Genomic DNA, 22257 nt, shown 5'->3' on the forward strand with positions numbered 1-22257 from the left:
CTTAGAGAGGCGGACCTTAGAGAGGCGGACCTTAGAGAGGCGGACCTTAGAGAGGCGGACCTTAGTGGGGCGGACCTTAGAGAGGCGAACCTTAGAGAGGCGGACCTTAAAAAGACAAAGCGTGAAGGAACAAACTTTGCAGGAACAATTTTTGAGGGCAAAGACTTAACATACTTAGATGAAGATGATGAAGATTTAGATTCTGATGAATCTTAGCAAGGCAACGGCGATCGCATTGTTGTCATTGAAATGGAGTGCGATCTTTGCAGCTTAAGGAAGCGATCGCGTTGAGATATGGCACGTCAATGAGAACCGCTATATTGCACGCCCAAGCTTGATAATTGAAACACCAGTACCATATACCAAGCTCATTCATGACCTCCGAACGCAAAAGGGTTAGAAACTGTAACTTAATCTCTATTCACCTGTGTGCATTGTTAGTCATTTTTGGGTAGGTTTGAGATGAGTTGATCAACAAACTCTCTCAATCGTTCTTGCCAATCAGGAACAGCTTTGAGTTTTTCTTTTTGCCCTTCATAGCCTTTAAATGCGATTGCTTGTTTGTCTAGTGGTCTTTGCAATTTCTTTTTTGCTCCCAGCTGATGACCTTTTTTGAATGGCATGATTGACACAGCATTTTATATTGGTTAACCTATATATACCATAAAAAAAATGACGCAATGCTACTGGGCTTTAAGACTGAATTGAAACTGAACAACCAACAACGTACGGCACTGATGAAGCATTGTGGTGTGGCACGCCATGCATGGAATTGGGCACTTGGGCTGACTAAACAAATCCTTGACCACAACAAAACCAATCCTGAGGAGAAAATCAAGTTCCCCACTGCTATCGATTTACATAAGTGGTTGGTGGCACTGGTGAAATCTGAAAATAAGTGGTATTACGAGTGCAGCAAATCTACACCACAACAAGCGTTAATGGCTTTGCGCGAAGCTTGGAAGCGTTGTTTTAACAAAACTGCTGGCGTTCCAAAGTTTAAGAAAAAAGGTAAGAGAGACTCTTTCACACTTGAAGGCACAGTCAAAATCTTAGGCAGCAACAAGATTCAAGTGCCTGTAGTTGGTGTTCTTAAGACCTATGAACGATTGCCACAGCAGTTAATTAAATCTTGCACAATATCTCGTCAATCTGATAGATGGTTTATCAGTTTTCGGTTTGACATTGAAGTTCAAGACTTAGGCAATACAGACGTTGTAGGCGTTGACTTAGGAGTCAAATCATTAGCCACACTCTCTAGTGGTGAGGTGATAGCCGGAGCTAAATCTTACAAAAAGTACGAAGCCAAGTTATCTAGAATACAGTGGTTGAACCGCCATAAAATCATCGGTTCTAATAATTGGAAAAAGGCACAGACGCAAGTTGCTAGGCTCCACAGAAAGATAGCCAACATCCGAAAAGATACGTTGCACCAAGCTACAACACTACTAGCTAAGAACCACGGCACAGTAGTGATTGAAGACCTCAATGTATCAGGCATGATGGCTAATCACAAGCTAGCTAAAGCAATCGCTGATATGTCATTCTTTGAGTTCCGTAGACAGTTAACCTACAAGTGTGAGTTATATGGCTCAAAACTTGTCGTTGTTGACCGATGGTTTCCATCTAGCAAGACTTGCTCTAACTGTGGAACAAAAAAAGAAACACTCGGACTTGATGAGCGAGTGTTTGAATGTGGTCATTGTGGCTTCATAATTGACCGCGATTTGAATGCAGCAATCAATTTGAGCAAAGCTGTCAGTTAGACAGTGATAGCCTGTGGACTGGTTGAAGCCGACTTCTCCAGAGTGAAGCAGGAAGTAAACGAAGTTCAAGTTCAGTTGAATAGTTTTGATTAGCATTGACTAAACTTGAGCAGGATTTATGTAACGGTCGATAATGATTCACCGTGGAAAGAAATCTTAGAAGCTTACTTTCCCCAAGCAATGCAATTCTTCTTCCCTCAAACGGCTGCATTAATTAATTGGAAACGTCCCCATGAATTTCTTGATAAGGAATTTCAACAAATAGCCCGCAATGCCGAACAAGGAAGAAGATACGCAGATAAATTAGTCAAAGTTTGGCAAATTCAAGGAGAAGAAATTTGGCTGTTAATCCATGTCGAAATCCAGGCGAAACCGGAAGATAACTTTGCAGAAAGAATGTTTTCCTACAACCTACGAATTTTTGACAGATTTGCGAAACCAGCCATTAGTTTAGCTATTTTGTGTGATCCAGACCCGACATGGCGACCAAATCAATACAGTTATAATTATCCTGATACGAGTCTGCATTTTAAATTTGGAACCATCAAACTTCTCGATTATCAAAACCGTTGGACGGAATTAGAGAAGAGCGATAATCCTTTTGCAACGGTTGTGATGGCACATTTGAAAACACAGCAAACTAGTAAAAAGCCAGGAGAACGCAAAACTTGGAAATTTAGCTTAATTCGGCGATTGTACGAATTAGGTTTTCCAGAAAAAGATATTCGTAACCTTTATCGCTTCGTGGATTGGGTTATGATTTTACCAAAAGCATTAGAAGCAGAGTTTTGGCAAGATTTTAAGGAGTTTGAGCAGGAGCGTGTAATGAGTTACATTACTACAGGCGAGCGCATTGGCTACGAACGTGGACAGCAGGATATCGTTCTACGGCAACTACAAAGACGAGTAGGAGAGCTATCTCAAGAGGTTAAAAAGCAAGTACAGGCTCTTTCACTGGAAGATTTAGAAGCACTTGGCGAAGCGTTATTAGATTTTACAGCAATGGGTGACTTGCTAAATTGGTTACAAGCACATCCTAATGAAACTGAAAATTAGCGATCTTCGCAGTTTCAGGAAGCGATCGCATTTGTGATCGCATTTATTGTAACCGACCATAGGGGCGATAAGCCGGAGGCTTGACGCTACGCGTATCGCGCAGCTTAACGAAGCGATCGCGCCATCGATGTTGCACCGAGACACAGATCCCCGACTTCTTTAAGAAGTCGGGGATCTTGTTTTTCAGCTATAGTAATGTGCATTTTAAATTTGGAACCATCAAGCTTATTCCCCCCCTCCCCGCTTGCGGGGAGGGGTTGGGGGTGGGGTTCTGAGTTCAAGTTTTCTAGCCAATACCCTCGAACGACTCAGCACTGATTGACTTTTTCTCCAAAAAGCTTAATAATATTCCTTCTTAATAACAATCTTGTTAAAACAAATTCTCAAAACTATTAAGAAATATTTATCATGGAGGGTGGCAAATGAGTGTGAGGAAAAAGGGTTTATTGAGCGCTGGCGCTGCGTTTGCAGTGCTTACAGGGTTAGTTGCTAGCAGCTTTGGAGGTATGCAAGCTATTGCTAACTCAACCCGAAATCAGAAGAGTTCAACATTAGTTGCTCAAGCAGAACAAAAAACTTTAACAGTTATCTTTCCTAATAGGTCTGATTCTACAGACTTACAAAATAAAGCAAATGCAGTCGCGACATTTTTGTCTAAAGAACTAGGAACACCAGTTCAGGCAAAAATCGGCGATGATACAGCTGCTGTAGAAGCGTTGAGAGGAAACACCGCTGATGTGGCTTTCTTAAGCAGCCGTCCGGCTTTGAAAGCTGAACAACTCGCAAACGCACGCTTGTATTTAGCAGAGGTACGTCCGAATTACTCTGGAAGATACACTTATAATTCAATTATTGTTGTCCCCAAAGATAGCTCGCTCAAAACTTTAGGCACATCCAAAGCGACTTTAGAACAGTTGCGAGGTAAAAGAATGGCATTTACTTCGCCCACTTCTGGATCGGGGTTTATCTTCCCTGTGGGTGAGTTGGTGAAACAGAAACTTGTGCCAAACCGCGATCGCCTAGACGCTTTCTTCGGTCAAGTTGTCTACGGTGGCGATTACAGTAAGGCGTTAAAAGCTGTTGTGCAAGGTCAAGCAGATGTAGGGGCTGTGTCAGAATATGCTTTCAACACTCCGTATATTACGGATGCTGAAAAAAGCCAGTTACGAGTTCTCTATAAAATCCCTGGAGTTCCAGCACACGGCGTAGCTATTGATGATGACGTTCCTACTGCTACGCGCGAACGACTTGTCAATGCCATGCTGAAGTTAAATGAACCACAAAACAACGAATTGCTTCGCAGCTTGTATAACTCCACAGAATTGGTGAAAGTTGACCATACTAAGCACTTAGCACCAATCCGTGAAGCCCTTAAAAACGCAGGAATTGACCCGTAATGTTAGTAGGGTGCGTTATAGCGAAGCGCAACGCACCATTGATCGGGCGTGCGTTACGGCAATAATATTTATATTTATTGTCACTATCTTTAGTCACAAGCGTGCCGTAACACAACGGCAATAAACCGGGAGGAAAATCCACACCGCTTTTTGCCTCCCCTACATTAAGGTTTAGTTTATAAATGGTCTCTAAGGTGTTACCCAACTAGATAATGAAAATGCCCAACCGCACATGAGCCAGCCAGTAATTGAGTGTCAGGATGTAGAAACTGCTTATTCCGCAGCTTTGAATCGTCCTATCCTTAACCAAATTAATCTCCAGATTCATCAGGGTGAGTTTGTTGTTTTGCTGGGACTGAATGGCGCGGGTAAGTCTACGCTTTTGCGTTCTTTGGTTGGGTTAGTACCAATCGTGCGGGGAGCAATTGAGATCAATGATGTACAATTAACTCCACGCACGCTGCCTCATATTCGACGTGATGTTGGTATGTTATTTCAGGGCGGCGGATTGATTAGGCAATTATCGGCAATTGAGAATGTGCTGTGCGGACGCCTTGGCGCTAGGACAACTTGGGAAACGCTGTTTGGGTTTCCTAAAAATGACCGTCGTCAAGCGTTGGAACTGCTGGAACAGTTAGGGTTAAGAGAGCAAGCTTATCAAAAAACAGGTCAACTCAGCGGCGGACAACAACAACGAGTGGCGATCGCCCGCGCTTTAATTCAATCTCCTCAAATTCTGCTTGCAGATGAACCAATCACAGGATTGGATATCAAAGCATCTAAACAGGTGATGGAAACTTTATCTATGCTGCACTCGCAACAAGGTATGACAATTGTTACAGTTTTACACGATTTGGGTGTAGCAGCGCAGTACGCCCAACGAGCAATTGTGTTGGATGCTGGATGTGTTGTTTATGATGGGTGTTGCGACAATGTGCAAGCTCAATTTGCTCAAGCATAATCGATATCGCACACAGTAGGCGAATTCTTTTTTAGTAATGAAAAATTTTTCTCGTTTTTGGAAACGCTTTTCTTGGGTGAGTCGCCTACTCATCTTGTGCGTTGTTCTTTTAGTTTATGGTTGGGCATTCCAAGGTTTGAAAGTAGATTTTGGACTATTAAAACAAAGCTGGTTCAACATCATTGATTTTGTATCGCGGTTGTTTCCCCCGAATACAAGTTGGGATATTTTCTACAAAACAATCAAAGCACTAGTAGAAACTGTGCAGATGTCTGTGGTAGGAACGACTCTTGGGGCAATGCTTTCTCTACCTATTGCTATTGCTAGCGCCCGCAATGTCGCCCCAGTTTGGCTACAATGGTTAGCTAATTTTCTGCAAAATGCTGTACGTTCTGTCCCGTCGATTATTCTGGGATTGCTGTTTGTCGCAGCAACTGGACTTGGTCCACTAGCAGGTACACTCGCTTTAAGTATTTACACAATTGGCTACTTAGGAAAATTTTATCAACAAGCGATCGAAGCGGTTGACCCTCGTTCTATAGAATCTTTGCAAGTCGCTGGTGCATCGCGAATCCAAATTGCCCAATATGGTATTTTGCCGCAAGTGCTACCTTTGGTGTTAGGCTACACCTTGTGGATGTTTGAGTACAACATCCGTGCTGCATCAGTTCTTGGTGCTGTTGGTGCTGGTGGATTTGGCTTTGAGCTAAAAAGTTATATAGATGGCTTTGAGTACACTAAAGCAACGACTATGATCCTGATACTGTCGGTAGTCGTTACCGTGATTGATGCGCTAAGCAGCAAATTACGTCAGCGTTTGGAATCAATGTAGTTGTTATGGCGGCTTGATACGTGATTAGCTTTGCCACTCACTGCCGTGTTCAACTGAGCGCTCACGGCGAAGCCTTGGGCAATCGCCCTTTGGGCGGCTCCTCTGGAGCATCGCCTACCGCGGACGCTTTGCGCCAATACCCTTTGGGTACGCTACGCGAACACTGAAAGGCGGGTACCTTATGCCATCCACGATTCGTCTAGTGCAATATGGTTATACCAATTCCCCATGAAGATGCACTTAATATTAAAAAACGAACCGCCAAGAAGCCAAGAACGCCAAGGAACAGAAGAATATTTATTAAGTGCAAGTTTATAGAGAATTGGTATTAGGTTTCGTTGGATTCCTGGCTCTCACCAATTGTTTGCTTTGCAGCATGTCGAACGTGGAGAATCCGAACTGTGAATACCTCTTCGCCTTCCACAATGGTAAAAAGGATACGGTAAGAGTTGCGCCCTCGACTGTAGAGAAGCTGCCGAATTTCTTTGGTGAAATAGTCATTCTCCCGTGCCAACGGACATCGTTTTGGCATTTCTGATAGAGACTCAATTGCTTTGAGCAACCCCTCATACCAGTGACTTGCCTTTTCAGCTGAGGTAACTTGAGACATCCATAAAAATGCACTATCTACTTCAGCCTCTGCCACACTTGAAATTTCAACACGATATTTCATGGGTTGCTTGGCAAGTTGTATTTGCGACGCTGCTCCTCCGCAAATTCATTAAAAGAACGGGATCGTTCCGCCTCAAAATCATCTAAGCCACCTTGAATGCCTGCAATAGCCTCTTCGTAGTCTTGCGCCTCCCACTCTAAAGCACTAGCCAAGAGTTCAGCAGCAACAATCGCAACATCTTTCCCTTGTCTTGCAGCTTTTCTGTGGAGTTTCGCCTCTTCTTCTGGAGTGAGAGTAATAATAATAGCCATAGACTTGCTTCCTCTATCTAATATCAAGTTTTTGTCTGCCATCCTAGTAGAGCGATCGCACAAACTAACACTACGCTAAGCAAAATAAGCGATTTTCTTTGGCACTACACTCTGTGTGCTCGCACTTACCTCCTGATCAGCTTCATAATTTCATCGGCTGTTAACAGCTTGTTTACCACTAATTTCTTATTTTTTAACATACTAGCTATATCAATCTTTTGAAAGGCAAATCCCCAAGTTGCATAAATCTCATCTATCACTAATTGAACTCGCTTTTCAAATCTTTTATAATCCTCATCAGAGGGTATAAGTAGAATTGTATCTAAATTTCTCACACGCAAATTCGATAGCACAATACGCTGAGTTTTAAATCTTATACTTCTGTAATTGATGAACTGAATTTTCTTGTCACTTTCTGCGTTCCAAAACTTACCGTTGTCTTCCCACCCTTCTGCATAGAGCGCATAGTACGAGGTAGGTATAGGAAGACCAGATATAAGGCAAGATTTAATTCTTTGCCTAACTGGATAGGCTTGATTAAGTTCTCTATCTTTGATTAATCTTATGAAATTCAAATGCGTTTTAATTAGCCAACCTAAAGTATAGATGGTGAATGTTACAGTAATGGGATGTGCGCTGTTCCCATTTACCAACTCACTGACTAATCTGCTCCCTGCTGCGTCATAAGGTGACAGTTTTGGGTTACAAGAATCACACACGTCTTTTAAACATTGCTCGTGATCAATTAAAATCTTCTCCCCCAAAAATTCTGCACTCAGTACATTTCTAACAGGCTCCCCAAATGCTTCATGCAATGCAGCGGCTGAGATCACATGTTCTCTAGTCATCTTTGAACTGCAATTTTGCTGGTTATAAAAGCACTTCTGCAAGTTTATCTCCTCAAATACCGCCAACTTTCATCTTGGCACAACCACAAACGTATTAACGGATGCAAATAATGACAATTGTAATGATAAACCCGGTTTCTTAAAGAAACCGGGTTGATGAGAGATTTTGCAAAACTTTTGCAAAAATCACGAGTAAGTTTTTGAACAACAGCGGTAGTAAAATTCTTAGTAGATTTCCCATTTATATAGTAGTGCTACAACTGTCAGCACTCAGTTTGCGATAGGCACGTTACTTTACTTTCCTGATCTTGCTCGTTGTCTACGCTGTCAGCGGCAAAATGTTTATCCATAAGTGCAGAGACTTGTGTAGCTTTTATACGACTGTAACGAGTTTTGTCTGGCATCACCAAGTTTGGTCCGGCTTTGCAATTTTTCATGCAACCAGTTCCTTTAATCGTTACTTCTGACTCTAAACCACGAGCGCTTACAGCAGCTTCCAAAGCTTGACAAACCTCTTTGCCACCACGTTTCATGCAATCAGACTTTTGACACACTAATATAGTGGCTTTTTTTAACTTGGCGTTACCAGAAGAGGATGCTCCGACACGGGAAGACTCCAACGTGGGCAAAGAAGAAGACACGGGCAAATTTTCACTCTCTGCGTCTTTTTCTCTGTGCGTCTTTACCTCTACAGCCGCCGCCATCACTTGCTGAGCCTTTAGTTTGACTTCGCCCTTTTTCGGGTCATACTTTTTCTCACCTACAACTTGCAACCAAGTACCTACTGGTAAGCGCAAGTCAAAAGTAGCACGTAAATGTTTAGCCAATTTAACGTAGCATTCACCGTCAGCAGTTTGCAGTAGTAAGCCTTTGAGTTTGTAACCATCTTTGATGACAAAATCTAGAAGCTTTCCCTCAAGGCAAAATTCGGAAACTTCGGTTGTGTGGAATTTACTCATTTCTTTGACCTATTTTTGACTAGTTTTTGACTAGATTGTAGCTACAGCAAGCTTTTAAGTGCGATACTGCCAGCATTTTTTCAGAGTCCCAATTAAGTCTTGGCGGCAAGTAGTAAATTGCCGCATAACACTCCAAAGTTGTATGGCGGCTGTAGGATTGCTTATTTCAACTGTCAATGGCTGGTTCGTCTCACACCGGCAAGGAATGTCTAGTTCCTGCAAGCGTCGATATATTTGCCAGCGATCTGCCCAATTTACCTCAACGATGTACTTTACCTGCGGTTCTAAAATTGACGGTTTCAAGACAATCCCCCTAAAAGTGCAATAGTTTTGCAGTAAGTACGCACCTTGACTCGCATAATTTTTTGTTTGTTAGGAGCTTAGTACAACTTGTCATTCATAGGGGTCGAAAACCAAAGTTATGCCAAATCTGGGAAATGAATTATCCCTTAAGGCAATTCCGAACGCCCTTTTATGGTGATCTGTACTTAGCTTCTTTACATAAGAATAACCTAAGTGCAAACTTTTCTCAGTAATTTTTGAAAAAAAATAAAATCTATAAGCATTCTTAAACTTTCCTCTAACTCAGGATAATGCAATGCACGTTTATGGAAAAAAATCAGTAATCTAGATAACATTAAGTATGATATGTGTGGAAATCTCTAAAAAGGAATAAAAGTTTAGGCTGATTTTGAATACAAAACTCAAAAGTTTGTGAGATTAATTGAGCTTGCTATGATTTTTAAAATGTTAAGATGTAGAGACTAAGCAGTTAGAAACTCTAACTGCCAAAAGCGAGGAGAACAACAATGTCTGAAACGCAAACTTTGTTACGAAATTTTGGTCAAGTCTATGACAATCCTGTCCTCTTGGACAAAAGTGTAACCGAGCCAGTTTGTGAAGGATTCAATGTCGTATTAGCAAGTTTCCAAGCACTGTACTTGCAGTACCAAAAGCATCACTTTGTAGTGGAAGGTGCAGAATTCTACTCTCTGCATGAGTTCTTTAACGAAAGCTACAACGAAGTCCAAGAACATGTCCATGACATTGGAGAACGCTTAGATGGACTGGGCGGAGTACCCGTTGCTAACTTGCGCAAATTGGTAGAATTAACGTGCTTTGAGCAAGAACCCGATGGCGTCTATTCTTGCCGTCAGATGGTAGAAAATGACCTGAAGGCAGAACAAGCGATTCTTGGTGTGATCCGTCGCCAAGCTGCACAGGCAGAGAGCTTGGGCGATCGCGCAACCCGCTATTTATACGAAAAAATCCTGTTAAAAACAGAAGAAAGGGCTTACCACTTGGCTCACTTCCTTGCCAAGGATAGCTTAACCTTGGGATTTGTTCAACCTGCTCAAAACTAACGCACTCATAATAATGAGTGGTTTAACTAGACTGGAAAAAAAAGTTGTAAGTACTGATTCTTAAACAACTATTAAGAAATGGCAGAGAGGTAGACGCCCTACCTCTCTGCCATTTTTCATACAAGTCAACAAAAAAATGCGGGTTTAACTTCCATTGCTCGGGAAGATAGTTAGTAAATATTGTTATTTAGCAAGATTAGCATATGAATAAAACACGAAATTGTTCATTCAGGCATTTGCCAAAAATGATAATCTGCTTATTGAGAAAAATCACCATTTTAAATAGAAAAGAGTTGCAAAAAAAATATCAGCATAGCATGATAAATGAATAAAATAAAACCTTTAAAACCAGCCAATAAAAAAACAGGGTACACACGATAGGACATAGCGAAAAAGCTGTAACCTATAACTTGTCCCCTATGCCCTCTGTATAGAGAGAACTGAGAAAAGTTGATAATAAACAAAGGAACTAATGGGTGAAGACCCTTAAAATAACCAGGATTTATATTTTTTTACTCAAAAGCAACGACTATGCCGCGCCGTGACGATATCAGGAAGATTCTGCTACTTGGGTCTGGTCCAATCGTGATTGGACAAGCCAGCGAGTTTGACTATTCTGGGACTCAAGCTTGTAAGGCATTGCGAGAAGAAGGCTACGAAGTGGTGCTGGTCAACTCGAATCCCGCCTCAATTATGACCGATCCGGAAATAGCGGATCGCACATACATCGAACCGCTGACACCGGAATTAGTTGAAAAAGTCATCGCCAAAGAACACCCCGACGCCCTACTACCAACGATGGGAGGACAAACCGCCCTCAACATTGCTGTCGCTTTGGCGAAAAATGGGGTGTTGGAAAAGTACGGCGTTGAGTTGATTGGGGCTAAGCTCCCAGCCATTGAAAAAGCGGAAGACAGGAAACTTTTTAACGAAGCGATGACAAAGATAGGGGTGAAGATGTGTCCGAGTGGGACAGCTTCATCTTTGGAAGAAGCCAAGGCGATCGCCAGACACATTGGCACTTATCCCCTGATTATTCGTCCTGCTTTCACATTGGGTGGTACAGGAGGGGGTATCGCCTACAACGAAGAAGAATTTGCAGAAATGGCACAAGCAGGTATAGATGCAAGTCCCGTGTCGCAAATTCTCATCGACCAGTCCCTACTCGGCTGGAAAGAATACGAACTGGAAGTGATGCGCGACTTGGCAGATAACGTTGTGATTATCTGTTCCATTGAAAACCTTGACCCGATGGGTATCCACACCGGAGACTCAATTACCGTTGCCCCAGCTCAAACCCTCACCGATAAAGAATATCAACGGATGCGGGATATGGCAATTAACATTATCCGCGAGATTGGCGTGGAAACTGGAGGTTCTAATATCCAGTTTGCCGTTAATCCCGTTGATGGAGACGTAATTGTCATTGAGATGAACCCTCGTGTATCCCGTTCTTCGGCTTTGGCTTCCAAAGCCACAGGTTTCCCCATCGCTAAAATGGCGGCGAAGCTGGCTGTTGGCTACACGCTTGATGAAATTAACAATGACATCACCAAGAAAACCCCAGCCTCCTTTGAACCGACGATTGACTATGTTGTCACCAAAATTCCCCGCTTCGCTTTTGAAAAGTTCGCCGGCGCTGAAGCAGTGCTGACAACGCAAATGAAGTCAGTAGGAGAGGCGATGGCAATTGGACGGACTTTTAATGAGTCTTTCCAAAAGGCGTTGCGTTCCCTAGAAACCGGACGCGCAGGTTGGGGTTGCGACCAAAAGGAAAAATTACCTAGTGGTGAACAAATTCGCGCCCATCTGCGGACACCTAACCCTGACCGCATATTTGCTGTGCGTCATGCGATGCTGTTGGGGATGAGTATTGAGGAAATCTACGAGTTGACGGGTATTGACCCGTGGTTCCTGGATAAGATGCAGGAACTGCTGGAGGACGAGAAGTTTCTGAAGCGGACACCGTTGCAGCAGTTGACAAAAGAGCAGATGTATGCGATTAAGCGGCAGGGATTTAGCGATCGCCAGATTGCCTTCGCGACCAAAACCACCGAAGATGAAGTCCGGGCTTACCGCAAACAACTGGGTGTGATTCCAGTTTACAAAACAGTAGATACCTGTGCTGCGGAATTTGAGGCATTTACTCCTTATCACTATTCTGCTTACGACGAAGAAACGGAGATCATGCCTACGGATAAACCCAAGGTGATGATTTTGGGTGGTGGTCCTAACCGTATTGGGCAGGGAATTGAGTTTGACTACTGTTGTTGCCACGCTGCCTTTGCTTTAAAAGACGCGGGGTATGAGACAATTATGGTCAACTCCAACCCGGAAACAGTCTCCACAGATTATGATACGAGCGATCGCCTGTATTTTGAGCCGCTGACAAAAGAAGATGTCCTGAACATCATCGAAGCGGAAAACCCAGTTGGGGTAGTTGTTCAGTTTGGTGGGCAAACTCCATTGAAGCTTTCCGTTCCCCTACAAAAAGTTCTCAGCGCTCCAAACTCACCACTCAGCACTCGGATTTGGGGGACTTCACCAGATTCTATCGACATTGCAGAAGACCGAGAACGGTTTGAGAAAATTCTTCAAGAGTTAAATATTGCTCAACCGCCCAATGGTATCGCCCGCACTTATGAAGATGCTTTGGTCATTGCCAAACGCATTGGTTATCCGGTGGTGGTGCGTCCTAGCTACGTGTTAGGGGGAAGGGCAATGGAAATCGTCTACTCTGATGCAGAGTTGGAACGTTATATGACTTTTGCGGTGCAGGTAGAACCGGAACACCCGATTCTCATTGATAAGTTTTTGGAAAATGCCATTGAAGTCGATGTAGATGCGATCGCCGACCACACTGGACGAGTGGTGATAGGCGGTATCATGGAACACATTGAACAAGCGGGTATTCACTCGGGAGATTCTGCCTGCACCATACCTTCTATTTCTCTACCACCAATCGTTTTAGAGCAAATCCGTACTTGGACGGTGGAGTTGGCCAAGTCACTTAATGTCATAGGGTTGATGAATATTCAGTTTGCCGTTGTTGGCACGCAAAGCTATTCGCCCCAAGTTTACATTCTCGAAGCCAATCCTCGCGCTTCTCGCACTGTACCGTTTGTATCTAAGGCAACTGGAGTGCCACTGGCAAAACTCGCATCCTTAATTATGTCGGGGAAAACTTTGGAGGAGTTGGGCTTTACCCAAGAAGTGATTCCAGACCACATTGCCGTGAAAGAAGCCGTATTGCCATTTAACAAATTCCCTGGTACCGATATCATTTTGGGACCGGAAATGCGTTCTACTGGCGAAGTGATGGGTATTGACAACGACTTTGGACGCGCCTTTGCCAAAGCAGTATTGGGCGCTGGTGAGCGTTTGCCCATGACTGGTACAGTGTTCGTATCGATGAACGATCGCGATAAAGCAGCAGCGGTTCCTGTGGTCAAAGAATTTATCGATTTGGGCTTTGCTGTGATGGCGACAGATGGTACACGTCGCGTTCTTCATGAACACCGCTTAGATGTGGAGTTGGTGCTAAAACTGCATGAAGGTCGTCCTCACGTCTTAGATGCAATTAAGAACCATAGAATTCAGTTGATTATCAACACGCCTTCTGGGGAAGAAGCGCAAAGTGATGGTAGACTCATTCGCCGTACAGCTTTAGCTTACAAAATCCCGATTATTACCACGATTGCTGGGGCTAAAGCCATTGTCGCCGCTATCCGCTCGTTGCAAAATACAACCTTAGATGTGAAGGTTATCCAAGAATACACAACGGTGAGTAAGTAGCATCCTTCGGGAGTGGGGAGATTAGATCCCCGACTTCTTAAAGAAGTCGGGGATCTTGTAACCCACCTGGGTAATTAATTAAAGAAAGATGAATGGCAGATGAAAACTATTGGTTGATTGACTTATAATACCGCAAAAGTACGGTAAAACTCTGAATTTACCGTAATTATCAAAGAATTTTGATGAGCAACTGGCAACATATGAAAAAATCAGGGATGTACTGGATCGAGGAAACTCAGACTTATGTTGTTAAAGTCTGGCAAAAAATTAGACACAGGAGTCATAGATCACAAATAGCAAGTTGGTCGAATCGACGTTCACTTCGAGACTTTGTGTGCCTTTTTTTACTAGGAACGACTTTGAGCGTAGCGATCGCCGCCTGTGGAAGCAGTTCAGCTTCCAAAGCTGATGTAAAATTAAACCTCGTTTCTTTCTCAGTCACTCAAGCAGCTCACGATCAGATCATTCCTAAATTTGTAGCAAAGTGGAAGAAAGAACACAATCAAAACGTAACTTTTGAGCGCAGCTACGGTGGTTCTGGTTCCCAAGCCGATGCCGTGATTAAAGGTTCAATAGAAGCAGATGTGGTACACCTGGCACTTCCGCTTGATGTTACTAAAATTCAGCAAGCAGGTTTAATTCAACCGCATTGGGAAGTGGAAGCTGCCAAAGGTAGCATTGTCAGCCGTTCCGTAGCAACTATCGTCACCCGCCCTGGTAATCCCAAAGGCATCAAGACTTGGGAAGACTTGGCAAAAGATGGCGTCAAGCTGATTGCTGCTAACCCCAAAACTTCCGGTATTGCTATTTGGGAATTTTTGGCTTTGTGGGGTTCAGTGACTCAAACAGGCGGTGACGAGGCGAAAGCGCTGGATTTTGCCACCAAAGTCTATAAAAACGTCCCCGTGCTTACAGCAAGTGCGCGTGATGCAAGCGATCTCTTTTTCCAACAAGGAAAGGGAGATGTGTTAATCAACTACGAAAACGAGGTATTTCTGGCTGAGCAGAAAGGTGAGAAACAGCCTTATGTAGTACCTGGAGTTAACATTTCCATCGATAACCCTGTCACAGTTGTGGACAAAAACGTTGAGAAGCACGGTACCAGAGAAGTTGCAGAAGCATTTATCGATTTTCTTTACTCAGCAGAAGCCCAACAAGAATTTGCTAAGTTAGGATACCGTCCCGTTAACCCCAACGTAGTAGAAGAAGCAAGTAAAAAGTATCCGCAAATTCAAACCTTCTTTACTGCTCAAGATTTGGGAGGTTGGGATTCTCTCCAGAAGAAGTTTTTCAATGACGGGGGAATTTTTGACAAAGTTTGGACTGCTAGTAAGGCATAATAATTCATTCGTCTCTAGATTGTCTATCAAACTGCAACTAGAACACGGAATAAACTTGCATATTGAATTTTTTTCAAATTCTTCTAGGTTGGGCTGTCCGGTTTCCTCAAATCATGCAAACTTATTCGCGTCATAACTTAAGACAGTATTTCAAAGAACGACAGGATTATACATTATGAGCTTTTGCTATCAATTAAAAAGCCGTGCTTTACTCACATCTCTAATAGTTATGACTTTCGGCATAACTTCTTGCAACAGCGCTGAGGAGAAGAACAAACAGGTAAGTATAGATGGTGCGGCTGTTGGTTTTCCCATCTCTCTCGCAGTCGCAGAAGAATACCAAAAAGTTCAACCTAATGCCAAAATAAGTGTTGCTTCAAGTGGTACTGGAGGCGGTATCAGTAAGTTTTGTGCAGGAGATATTGATATCGTGGGTGCTTCACGTACCTTCAGGAATGAAGAAATCAAAACCTGTAAAAAGAAGGGCATTCAGTTTGTAGAACTACCTATTGCCCTTGATGGAATTGCCGTCATTACCAATCGTCAAAACAACTTTGCCCAATGTTTGACTATTGATGAACTTAAGAAAATGTGGAATGCCAAATCCACTAACAAAATCACCAGTTGGAATCAAGTCAATTCAAAGTTTCCCAACAAGCCGCTCAAGCTTTATGCTCCAGCTTCTGATACTGGAACCTTTGATTATTTCACACAAGCTATCACTGGCAAAGCCAAAAATAGCCGCACAGACTACACTCCTAGTCACAATCAAAATATCCTTGTCCAAGGAGTTGCAGGCGATCCTACCGCTCTTGGATACGTTGGCATATCTTATTATTTACAAAACCAAGATAAGCTGAATTTAGTTGGCGTACAAAGTCCAAAAGGAAACTGTGAAAAGCCAGTTCCAGTAGACAATGTTGTGAAAAATATCTATACTCCTTTGTCTCGTCCCCTTTTCGTCTATGTTAGCAAGAAGTCGCTGGACACCAAACCAGCAGTCAAGGAGTTTCTTAAATTCTATTTAGAGAATTCTTGGAAATGGGTTGATTCAGTTGGTTATGTTTCGCTACCCGATGACGCTTACGTCAAGGTACAACGAAAACTTGTGACAGGTGAAACTGGTACTAAATTCCAAAAGGCAAAACCAGGCGAGCCTATTATCAACTTCATCTAAAAAGAACTTTCTTCTTCCTTGTTAGGTCAGTTATCAGTTCACTATACTTTACTTCTTGCAAAAGTATCATTGAAACATATAGGTAACCAGAAATACACACAGATTAACAGTAGTTATTTATCTGTGTGCATCTGCGCAATGTCTGAGGGTCGGTTTCCTCCGCTCAGAACTTTCCAAGACAGTGTCCATCTGTGGTTTAATTTTCATAAATTTGTCTTTTGCAAGAAGCTTCATCTACTTCGTACACAACGAAGGCTCTATTAAAGCCGATTTGATACCCCTGCTTCTCTAAGCAGTCTTGTTCCAGGTGGAGTTTAAATCTCTCGATGTAAGATAATTATCAATTATGAATTATGTTTTGGGCGCTAAAAAAATCACAATCATTTTTTACGCTTGGTATCACTAACCAAAATGTATTAGGTAGGGTGGTTAGCGAGTCTAATCTCTCTGTGACACTCTCTACTCTTGCGGCGATCGCCCTTTGAACTGTGCGCTGTCTTCGCAATCACCACCTTAGGACAACAACAGACGGAGATCGCTCTAGTACCGCTCCTGAGTCAGTCAAAATACAATAACAAAACGATTGTGGCATCGTCGATATTGACTATAAGTTACTTAACATACAGTAAATCGGCTAGTTTACTGCGAGCTAATTTTCAGTAAAAATAAATGAAATCAATAGCTCAGCCTGCTCAGGTTTTCAAGTTGAGATAAAAATAAAACAATGGTCATAGACAAACAATGATGGTTATTGTTGATTTATTTTAATAATTCTTAGAAAGTTTTCTTTTTGCATATACATTTATTAAAGAAGTTTCTAGACAATACTTGAATGATGTATTAGGCTTGAATGACAGGGAGCGGCTGTAGTTTTACAGCCTAACAGCTAGTCAAAAATTCTCATAAATGTTACAATATTTAACAATACCTAAAGAAAAAATGTTGGAGTGGTTACCTTCGATCTAACTATAGATACTTGAGAAAAAGGGGAAATAGCTGTAAGTTCTAGCAATTAAGAACCAAATTTGCAGACAATTAGTCGCCCTTGTTTACCCTGGCGCGTAAGTTGTGAAACACAGCATGGCTACCCAGTCTAACTGGGTAAACAGCCAACAAAAGGCATCTATCAGCTTTCTGACCATTCTGTCAAACCCGTCAAAACCCAAGAGTAGTGCCATGAAGACCGCTCAGACAGCCACAGACCTCGTGCGGACTTACCTGCGTGAGATTGGCCGTGTGCCACTATTATCCCATGAGGAAGAAATACATTATGGCAAACAGGTGCAGCGTGCATCAGCATTGCACGAAGTGAGGGAGTCGTTTGCCATCGGCTTAGGTCGTCAACCAACTTTAGAAGAGTGGGCAAAAGCGACAGGGCTAGAACCAACAGAGTTGAACGAAGCAATAGCAGACGCTGAAATTGCCAAGCGTAAGATGGTAGAAGCAAATTTGCGACTCGTTGTGTCTGTAGCTAAAAAGTACATCAAGCGCAACGTAGATCTACTCGACTTGATCCAAGAAGGTAGCATAGGGATGCAGCGGGGTGTAGAAAAGTTTGACCCAACCAAAGGCTACAGGTTCTCTACCTATGCGTATTGGTGGATTCGTCAAGCCATAACGCGGGCGATCGCTGAAAAAGGTCGTACTATCCGGTTGCCTATCCACATAACTGAGAAATTGAATAAAATCAAAAAGGCGCAGCGACAGTTATCTCAGAAATTAGGACGCGCCCCCACAGCTTCTGAATTAGCACAAGAATTAGAATTGACTCCTAGGCAAGTGCGAGAATATTTGGAAAAGGCACGTGTGCCTCTGTCTTTGGATTTGCGGTTGGGAGATAATTACGATACAGAACTCGGGGAAATGTTGGAAGACCCAGGAGTTTCTCCAGAAGAATTTGTTGCTCAATCTTCTCTATCATATGATTTAGAGCGTCTCATGGGGGAACTTACTCCACAGCAAAAGGAAGTCATCTCCCTGCGCTTTGGTTTGAAAGATGGGCAAGCACACACTCTCGCCAGCATCGGTGAAATCCTCAATATTAGCCGCGAGCGAGTGCGGCAAATTGAGCGGGAAGCCTTAACCAAACTCCGTAAGTTGAAAGCCGATATAAATGAATATCTGGCAAGTTAGTCATTTGTCGTTTGTCCTTTGTCATAAGTTGTTCACAAAGGACAAATGACGTATACCTTCGTAGACCCCGTTAGCAGGGCTAAGCGGAAGGTAGACAAATGACACTTAACAAATGGCATTTAGGTGAGACAATCCGTTGCTTTTGGTACGGTTACACCGACTTTGGTAGTTTTAGCTCGACTGTTACATTAGTTTATAGGAACATACGAAAGCAAAAGTTTTGTCATACACATCAAAGGCATTCACGACTGAACTAACACTAACGGCAGTTGTTCTACTAAAGGAGGTATAACGTGAGTAACCCATCAAATCGAGTTTCAGAATTTTTTAATAGTGAGTCAGAAACCAGCGACTTGCTGTGGCAGTATGTTAAATCCTTAAGTCCACAGACAGTAACCCAGTTATCTAAACCTTCTTCTGCCGAAGTCCTTCAGGTGATGGAGCGCAATATTGTAGGGCTGTTAGGTAATCTGCCTTCTGAACACTTTGGTGTCACCATCACAACCAGCAGAGAAAATTTGGGTCGTCTTCTTGCCTCCGCAATGATTAGCGGTTATTTCTTGCGTAACGCCGAACAGAGAATGAACTTTGAAATGGCTTTGCAAGGTATTGAAACCAACAACGCTGATGCTGAGTAGCAATTTGAAATTGCTGTTGGAAATTTCGGATTGTTGTGTTCATAATTGTTGTGTTCATAACAATCAATCCAAAACTCCCCTCTGCAAAATCCTTATACTCTCCCTCTCGTTGTCTCGAGAGCAAAGCTAAAATAGCCCGATGCGGGAGGGAGTCAGCCCCTTCAGGGAATTCAAAATTCAAAATTCAAAATTCAAAATTGAAGACCCCACGGATGAACCCAGGGGCTAGTATCCTTTTGTATTTGGTCATCTAAAATTTCAAATGTAAAAATATCTGGTGCAGTCTGCTTTTGATTAAGGAATGCTGAAAAAACGAAATAAATTTCCAACCTATAATACAATACAAACTCGGCAGACACCAACTTAACTGCCGAGTTTTATATTTAAAGAGAGTATTTCTTTGTGAAGTCGGTGGGCATAAACCGCTCTAATGTAGTCAGGGATTAAGGTGTTAGAAACCTTGCTCTTTTGGGAAGATAACGCGCACTACGAACAAAGAATTTATGTTTATGTTTAATTTCACTTACTTACTTAAAAGAATGTCCCCAAAACAAAAATCAAGTGTGAGTAGTATCTCATCTTGTCATTGGCCCATCGAGCAATTGCCTGGATTGAGTCAGCAGGAACAATCGCAACTGCAAAACTGCGGCATTACGACTACAGAGGCGCTTGTCAAACAAGGGAAAACCCCTATGGAGCGGCTAGCGCTGGCAAATAAATTACAGGTTCATCTTCAGTATGTCAATAAATGGGTAGCATTGGCAGATTTGGCTCGTATCCCCAGTGTAGGAACACAATATTGTGGATTATTGCTGCATGCGGGTATTGGATCTGTGGGACAGTTAGCCACTACCCCCACTCACAGATTGCACCAACAACTTCTGCGCTTTGTAGTTGCGACAATGCAACGGCGTGATTTGTGTCCTTCGATTGAGCAAATTCAACAGTGGAATCAACAAGCACGAACGATACAAGAAAGAAGATAGAAGAAAAGAAAAAAGAAAATAAAACAATTTCTTCACTCTTTATTCTTTTGCTAAGACTCCATTAAGGAAGATATCAGCTAGTCCTTCTGCCATTGCTTGCATTTGTTGAGGTGAGGCGTCTGGTTCCATAACGGTGTTGTTGGAAAACCCTGCAACGGCAAACATTCCTAAAAAAACTTTAGCGACCAGTGCTGCATCCATCTTACGATAGATTCCTTTGTCCATTGCCGTTTGAAAGAAGGCTTCGGCAACATTAGTCATTTTGACAATCACGTCAGATTGGATGCGATCGCGCAAGTCTGGGTGAAACTGTGCTTCCATAAAACAAACGCGCATTAAGTCAGCATTTTTATGGAAATTCCACATCCGGCGGCGCATAACCTGAGCAACAGCCTTGTAACTGCCCATTTCACTCAATTCTGTCAGCAAATCTGTCAGAATCTCCACCCACCCTTGAGTTGCCACCTCAACCAAAATCGCCTTTTTATTGGAAAAATGACGGAACAGAGTGCCTTCAGCGACGCCTGCGGCTTGTGCCAAGTCACGAGTCGTCGTACCATCAAATCCTTGGGAGGCAAATAACCGCCTTGCCGCGTCTAGAATGCGGGTGCGTGTTTGTGCTTCAGAGGATGGAGGAGAATTAAAAATTCGCATAATAGTTATAGTGATATATCCGGAAGAGGATGTGTAGCATTATTGTCTAACGTTAGATGCAATAACTATAGAAAGCTTAATACAAGATTAAGACCCTAATGATATGGAAACGACTCGAACAGCAGGTGTCTAAATTTTAATATGAGCAATACGCCTTTATGGTGCGGTGTTTTGTTGGAACCACTCATTTGATCAACGTGCCCAATCCTCCACTTCATACAGAAATCGTGTTTTTCCCATCAGTTTGCGATTGGCAGAAGTACTTTGCACAAACACAACGTATTTTTCCAGGTTGCTTGGTTTAATTCGCATAGTTGTCCCAGCAGGCAAACCGAGCATATCTCGTGCTGCTTCCCCTTCAAATAAATCGCCCGTTTTGCGAGCCATGAGAATAATTTCTTTATGACCTTGAATAGTTTCTGTCTTCGTGAATTCGTAGAAGCCTCGTCCGACTTTGAACGTCAAACCATTCTCTAAGACAAAAGCTTTGATGGAAATGTCCTGATCCACGTCCAAAACTTGAAAGCGTCCAGGTGACACTGCTCGTAAATCTGCTTCCCCAAACTCATCAGAAGCATCGCGTTTCAGAAGCGTGTTAAACATGCGGTTCAAACCGCGATTCATCCGCCCCTGGTTTGCGACTTCTTGTTCATATGCCTGGAGTTGATCTTGAGACGACTGTTGGTAGCAAACGGATAGGAAGAAATCGGTGATGTAGGAAAATTGATCCAAATTGAGGTGAAAACCTCCAGACTGATCTGCTAATTCCTTGTAGAAAAGTGTTGCATGAGAACGATTTAATGCTTGAATACCATAGACGGTAATGTCTAACTTCGTTAACTTCTCCAGTTCTTTTCGCCAATTCAGCTTTTGAGGCGTTTGAGCAGGCGCATGGGGAATGTCATCCCCAATCATCACAAGAGTTTTGATGCTGGTAGGCGACCAGGAGAAGGATTGAGCTTCGTGCAGGACGAGTTCATAACATTCGGGAGCATCGCCACCACCTGTGGCTTCGACAGTTTGCACAAAATTGCATATGGTATCGACATTCCCTGATAAATCCATGTGTTTTGTGACATAGGTAGACCCAGCATCACAATAGTCACCATGAGCAATAATGCCAATACGAATGCCAGGAATTTCATCGAGCAACCGAGTGACAGTGCTTTTGAGGTTGCGGCGAACTTGAGTCAAACAGGGATACATGCTCCCTGTAGTATCAAAGCTGAAAACTACTTCAATATTGCTACTAGCCATGAATCTCTATCTCCCAAATCAAATAACTGTGCGATCACCCCTTAGTTAAAGCTCTCAAAACTGTCAGGCTTCCAGATCCTTAGTATACTTTAACGTTCTAAATAGCAGTCTGCACGAGACTATAACAGCTATGGTGAGATATCCGGAACAGGATGTGTCGCGTTATTGTC

General features: G+C 42.8%; 22 protein-coding genes. 14 read left to right on the forward strand and 8 right to left on the reverse strand.

The genetic code is table 11. The annotated features are described in order from the left end of the window. Positions 1 to 216 (forward strand): pentapeptide repeat-containing protein (locus ACM0OZ_RS28930; RefSeq protein WP_414586290.1); only part of this gene is annotated, 216 nt, incomplete at its 5' end. A 221-nt stretch (positions 217 to 437) separates the two neighbouring features. Here ACM0OZ_RS28930 and ACM0OZ_RS28935 read toward each other — a convergent pair. Continuing rightward, entirely contained in the window at positions 438 to 623 is a 186-nt protein-coding gene (locus ACM0OZ_RS28935; RefSeq protein ID WP_414586291.1) for a hypothetical protein, read from the reverse strand. A 57-nt stretch (positions 624 to 680) separates the two neighbouring features. Here ACM0OZ_RS28935 and ACM0OZ_RS28940 point away from each other — a divergent pair, with 57 nt between their 5' ends. The 6 genes from ACM0OZ_RS28940 to ACM0OZ_RS28965 all read left to right on the forward strand — a co-directional run bounded on the left by ACM0OZ_RS28940 (position 681) and on the right by ACM0OZ_RS28965 (position 6179). Further along, positions 681 to 1766: an RNA-guided endonuclease InsQ/TnpB family protein gene (locus ACM0OZ_RS28940; protein ID WP_414586292.1), complete on the forward strand. Its 1086-nt coding sequence runs from the start codon at positions 681 to 683 to the stop codon at positions 1764 to 1766. Between the two features lie 105 nt (positions 1767 to 1871). After that, positions 1872 to 2822, forward strand: a complete 951-nt coding sequence (locus tag ACM0OZ_RS28945; protein ID WP_414586293.1) for a DUF4351 domain-containing protein — start codon at positions 1872 to 1874, stop codon at positions 2820 to 2822. A 422-nt stretch (positions 2823 to 3244) separates the two neighbouring features. Beyond that, positions 3245 to 4219 carry a phosphate/phosphite/phosphonate ABC transporter substrate-binding protein gene (locus ACM0OZ_RS28950; RefSeq protein ID WP_414586294.1) on the forward strand — a complete coding sequence of 325 codons (975 nt, stop codon included), beginning with the start codon at positions 3245 to 3247 and terminating at the stop codon, positions 4217 to 4219. Between the two features lie 232 nt (positions 4220 to 4451). After that, positions 4452 to 5180 carry a phosphonate ABC transporter ATP-binding protein gene (locus tag ACM0OZ_RS28955; RefSeq protein ID WP_414586295.1) on the forward strand — a complete coding sequence of 243 codons (729 nt, stop codon included), beginning with the start codon at positions 4452 to 4454 and terminating at the stop codon, positions 5178 to 5180. Between the two features lie 37 nt (positions 5181 to 5217). Then, positions 5218 to 6012, forward strand: coding sequence for a phosphonate ABC transporter, permease protein PhnE (gene phnE / locus ACM0OZ_RS28960; RefSeq protein WP_414586296.1), 795 nt, complete (start codon positions 5218 to 5220; stop codon positions 6010 to 6012). 20 nt (positions 6013 to 6032) lie between these two features. Next, positions 6033 to 6179, forward strand: coding sequence for a hypothetical protein (locus ACM0OZ_RS28965; protein WP_414586297.1), 147 nt, complete (start codon positions 6033 to 6035; stop codon positions 6177 to 6179). Positions 6180 to 6340: 161 nt separating this feature from the next. On the opposite strand, the gene ACM0OZ_RS28970 is transcribed toward ACM0OZ_RS28965, so the two are convergent. The 5 genes from ACM0OZ_RS28970 to ACM0OZ_RS28990 all read right to left on the reverse strand — a co-directional run bounded on the left by ACM0OZ_RS28970 (position 6341) and on the right by ACM0OZ_RS28990 (position 9046). Continuing rightward, a complete protein-coding gene (locus ACM0OZ_RS28970; RefSeq protein WP_414586298.1) occupies positions 6341 to 6685 on the reverse strand; it encodes a type II toxin-antitoxin system RelE/ParE family toxin in 345 nt (114 codons plus the stop codon). Continuing rightward, the gene (locus ACM0OZ_RS28975) at positions 6682 to 6936 is read right to left on the reverse strand and encodes a hypothetical protein (protein ID WP_414586299.1); all 255 of its coding nucleotides are present in this window, start codon (positions 6934 to 6936) and stop codon (positions 6682 to 6684) included. Before ACM0OZ_RS28975 ends, ACM0OZ_RS28970 begins: the two co-directional genes overlap by 4 nt. Positions 6937 to 7061: 125 nt before the next feature. After that, positions 7062 to 7784, reverse strand: a complete 723-nt coding sequence (locus tag ACM0OZ_RS28980) for a hypothetical protein (RefSeq protein ID WP_414586300.1) — start codon at positions 7782 to 7784, stop codon at positions 7062 to 7064. Positions 7785 to 8047: 263 nt separating this feature from the next. Next, positions 8048 to 8743: a (2Fe-2S) ferredoxin domain-containing protein gene (locus ACM0OZ_RS28985; protein ID WP_414586301.1), complete on the reverse strand. Its 696-nt coding sequence runs from the start codon at positions 8741 to 8743 to the stop codon at positions 8048 to 8050. Positions 8744 to 8797: 54 nt separating this feature from the next. Continuing rightward, positions 8798 to 9046: an Asr1405/Asl0597 family protein gene (locus ACM0OZ_RS28990; protein WP_414586302.1), complete on the reverse strand. Its 249-nt coding sequence runs from the start codon at positions 9044 to 9046 to the stop codon at positions 8798 to 8800. A gap of 506 nt (positions 9047 to 9552) precedes the next feature. On the opposite strand from ACM0OZ_RS28990, the gene ACM0OZ_RS28995 reads away from it, so the two are divergent. The 7 genes from ACM0OZ_RS28995 (at position 9553) to ACM0OZ_RS29025 (ending at position 20176) form a co-directional block, all read left to right on the forward strand. Then, positions 9553 to 10107 carry a Dps family protein gene (locus ACM0OZ_RS28995; protein ID WP_069348791.1) on the forward strand — a complete coding sequence of 185 codons (555 nt, stop codon included), beginning with the start codon at positions 9553 to 9555 and terminating at the stop codon, positions 10105 to 10107. 531 nt (positions 10108 to 10638) lie between these two features. Further along, entirely contained in the window at positions 10639 to 13902 is a 3264-nt protein-coding gene (gene carB / locus ACM0OZ_RS29000) for a carbamoyl-phosphate synthase large subunit (protein ID WP_414586303.1), read from the forward strand. Between the two features lie 182 nt (positions 13903 to 14084). Next, the gene (locus ACM0OZ_RS29005; protein WP_414586304.1) at positions 14085 to 15242 is read left to right on the forward strand and encodes a sulfate ABC transporter substrate-binding protein; all 1158 of its coding nucleotides are present in this window, start codon (positions 14085 to 14087) and stop codon (positions 15240 to 15242) included. Positions 15243 to 15417: 175 nt separating this feature from the next. Continuing rightward, the gene (locus tag ACM0OZ_RS29010; protein ID WP_414586305.1) at positions 15418 to 16419 is read left to right on the forward strand and encodes a PstS family phosphate ABC transporter substrate-binding protein; all 1002 of its coding nucleotides are present in this window, start codon (positions 15418 to 15420) and stop codon (positions 16417 to 16419) included. Positions 16420 to 17595: 1176 nt separating this feature from the next. After that, positions 17596 to 18552 (forward strand): RNA polymerase sigma factor, RpoD/SigA family, encoded by a 957-nt coding sequence (locus ACM0OZ_RS29015; RefSeq protein WP_414586346.1) that lies wholly within the window; start codon positions 17596 to 17598, stop codon positions 18550 to 18552. Between the two features lie 293 nt (positions 18553 to 18845). Further along, positions 18846 to 19190 (forward strand): DUF760 domain-containing protein, encoded by a 345-nt coding sequence (locus ACM0OZ_RS29020; protein ID WP_414586306.1) that lies wholly within the window; start codon positions 18846 to 18848, stop codon positions 19188 to 19190. Between the two features lie 539 nt (positions 19191 to 19729). After that, positions 19730 to 20176 (forward strand): DUF4332 domain-containing protein, encoded by a 447-nt coding sequence (locus ACM0OZ_RS29025; RefSeq protein WP_414586307.1) that lies wholly within the window; start codon positions 19730 to 19732, stop codon positions 20174 to 20176. A 39-nt stretch (positions 20177 to 20215) separates the two neighbouring features. Here the strand turns inward: ACM0OZ_RS29025 and ACM0OZ_RS29030 are convergent, their stop codons facing one another. Together ACM0OZ_RS29030 and ACM0OZ_RS29035 are read right to left on the reverse strand one after the other, a co-directional pair. Next, the gene (locus ACM0OZ_RS29030; RefSeq protein WP_414586308.1) at positions 20216 to 20830 is read right to left on the reverse strand and encodes a TetR/AcrR family transcriptional regulator; all 615 of its coding nucleotides are present in this window, start codon (positions 20828 to 20830) and stop codon (positions 20216 to 20218) included. A 192-nt stretch (positions 20831 to 21022) separates the two neighbouring features. Next, positions 21023 to 22087 (reverse strand): hypothetical protein, encoded by a 1065-nt coding sequence (locus tag ACM0OZ_RS29035; protein ID WP_414586309.1) that lies wholly within the window; start codon positions 22085 to 22087, stop codon positions 21023 to 21025. Between the last annotated feature and the right edge of the window lie 170 nt (positions 22088 to 22257).

This window comes from Scytonema sp. PCC 10023 (assembly GCF_963920835.1).
GTDB lineage: Bacteria > Cyanobacteriota > Cyanobacteriia > Cyanobacteriales > Nostocaceae > Kalymmatonema.

Bases quoted from the DNA above. Each gene is read 5' to 3' on its own strand.
- ACM0OZ_RS28950 (WP_414586294.1), top strand. From the start codon at position 3,245: ATGAGTGTGAGGAAAAAGGGTTTATTGAGCGCTGGCGCTGCGTTTGCA.
- ACM0OZ_RS28940 (WP_414586292.1), top strand. From the start codon at position 681: ATGCTACTGGGCTTTAAGACTGAATTGAAACTGAACAACCAACAACGT.
- ACM0OZ_RS29005 (WP_414586304.1), top strand. From the start codon at position 14,085: ATGAGCAACTGGCAACATATGAAAAAATCAGGGATGTACTGGATCGAG.
- ACM0OZ_RS28985 (WP_414586301.1), bottom strand. From the start codon at position 8,743: ATGAGTAAATTCCACACAACCGAAGTTTCCGAATTTTGCCTTGAGGGA.
- ACM0OZ_RS28955 (WP_414586295.1), top strand. From the start codon at position 4,452: ATGAGCCAGCCAGTAATTGAGTGTCAGGATGTAGAAACTGCTTATTCC.
- ACM0OZ_RS29015 (WP_414586346.1), top strand. From the start codon at position 17,596: ATGAAGACCGCTCAGACAGCCACAGACCTCGTGCGGACTTACCTGCGT.
- ACM0OZ_RS29030 (WP_414586308.1), bottom strand. From the start codon at position 20,830: ATGCGAATTTTTAATTCTCCTCCATCCTCTGAAGCACAAACACGCACC.
- ACM0OZ_RS29035 (WP_414586309.1), bottom strand. From the start codon at position 22,087: ATGGCTAGTAGCAATATTGAAGTAGTTTTCAGCTTTGATACTACAGGG.
- ACM0OZ_RS28980 (WP_414586300.1), bottom strand. From the start codon at position 7,784: ATGACTAGAGAACATGTGATCTCAGCCGCTGCATTGCATGAAGCATTT.
- phnE (WP_414586296.1), top strand. From the start codon at position 5,218: ATGAAAAATTTTTCTCGTTTTTGGAAACGCTTTTCTTGGGTGAGTCGC.
- ACM0OZ_RS29025 (WP_414586307.1), top strand. From the start codon at position 19,730: ATGTCCCCAAAACAAAAATCAAGTGTGAGTAGTATCTCATCTTGTCAT.
- ACM0OZ_RS29010 (WP_414586305.1), top strand. From the start codon at position 15,418: ATGAGCTTTTGCTATCAATTAAAAAGCCGTGCTTTACTCACATCTCTA.
- ACM0OZ_RS28970 (WP_414586298.1), bottom strand. From the start codon at position 6,685: ATGAAATATCGTGTTGAAATTTCAAGTGTGGCAGAGGCTGAAGTAGAT.
- ACM0OZ_RS28995 (WP_069348791.1), top strand. From the start codon at position 9,553: ATGTCTGAAACGCAAACTTTGTTACGAAATTTTGGTCAAGTCTATGAC.
- carB (WP_414586303.1), top strand. From the start codon at position 10,639: ATGCCGCGCCGTGACGATATCAGGAAGATTCTGCTACTTGGGTCTGGT.
- ACM0OZ_RS28975 (WP_414586299.1), bottom strand. From the start codon at position 6,936: ATGGCTATTATTATTACTCTCACTCCAGAAGAAGAGGCGAAACTCCAC.
- ACM0OZ_RS28935 (WP_414586291.1), bottom strand. From the start codon at position 623: ATGCCATTCAAAAAAGGTCATCAGCTGGGAGCAAAAAAGAAATTGCAA.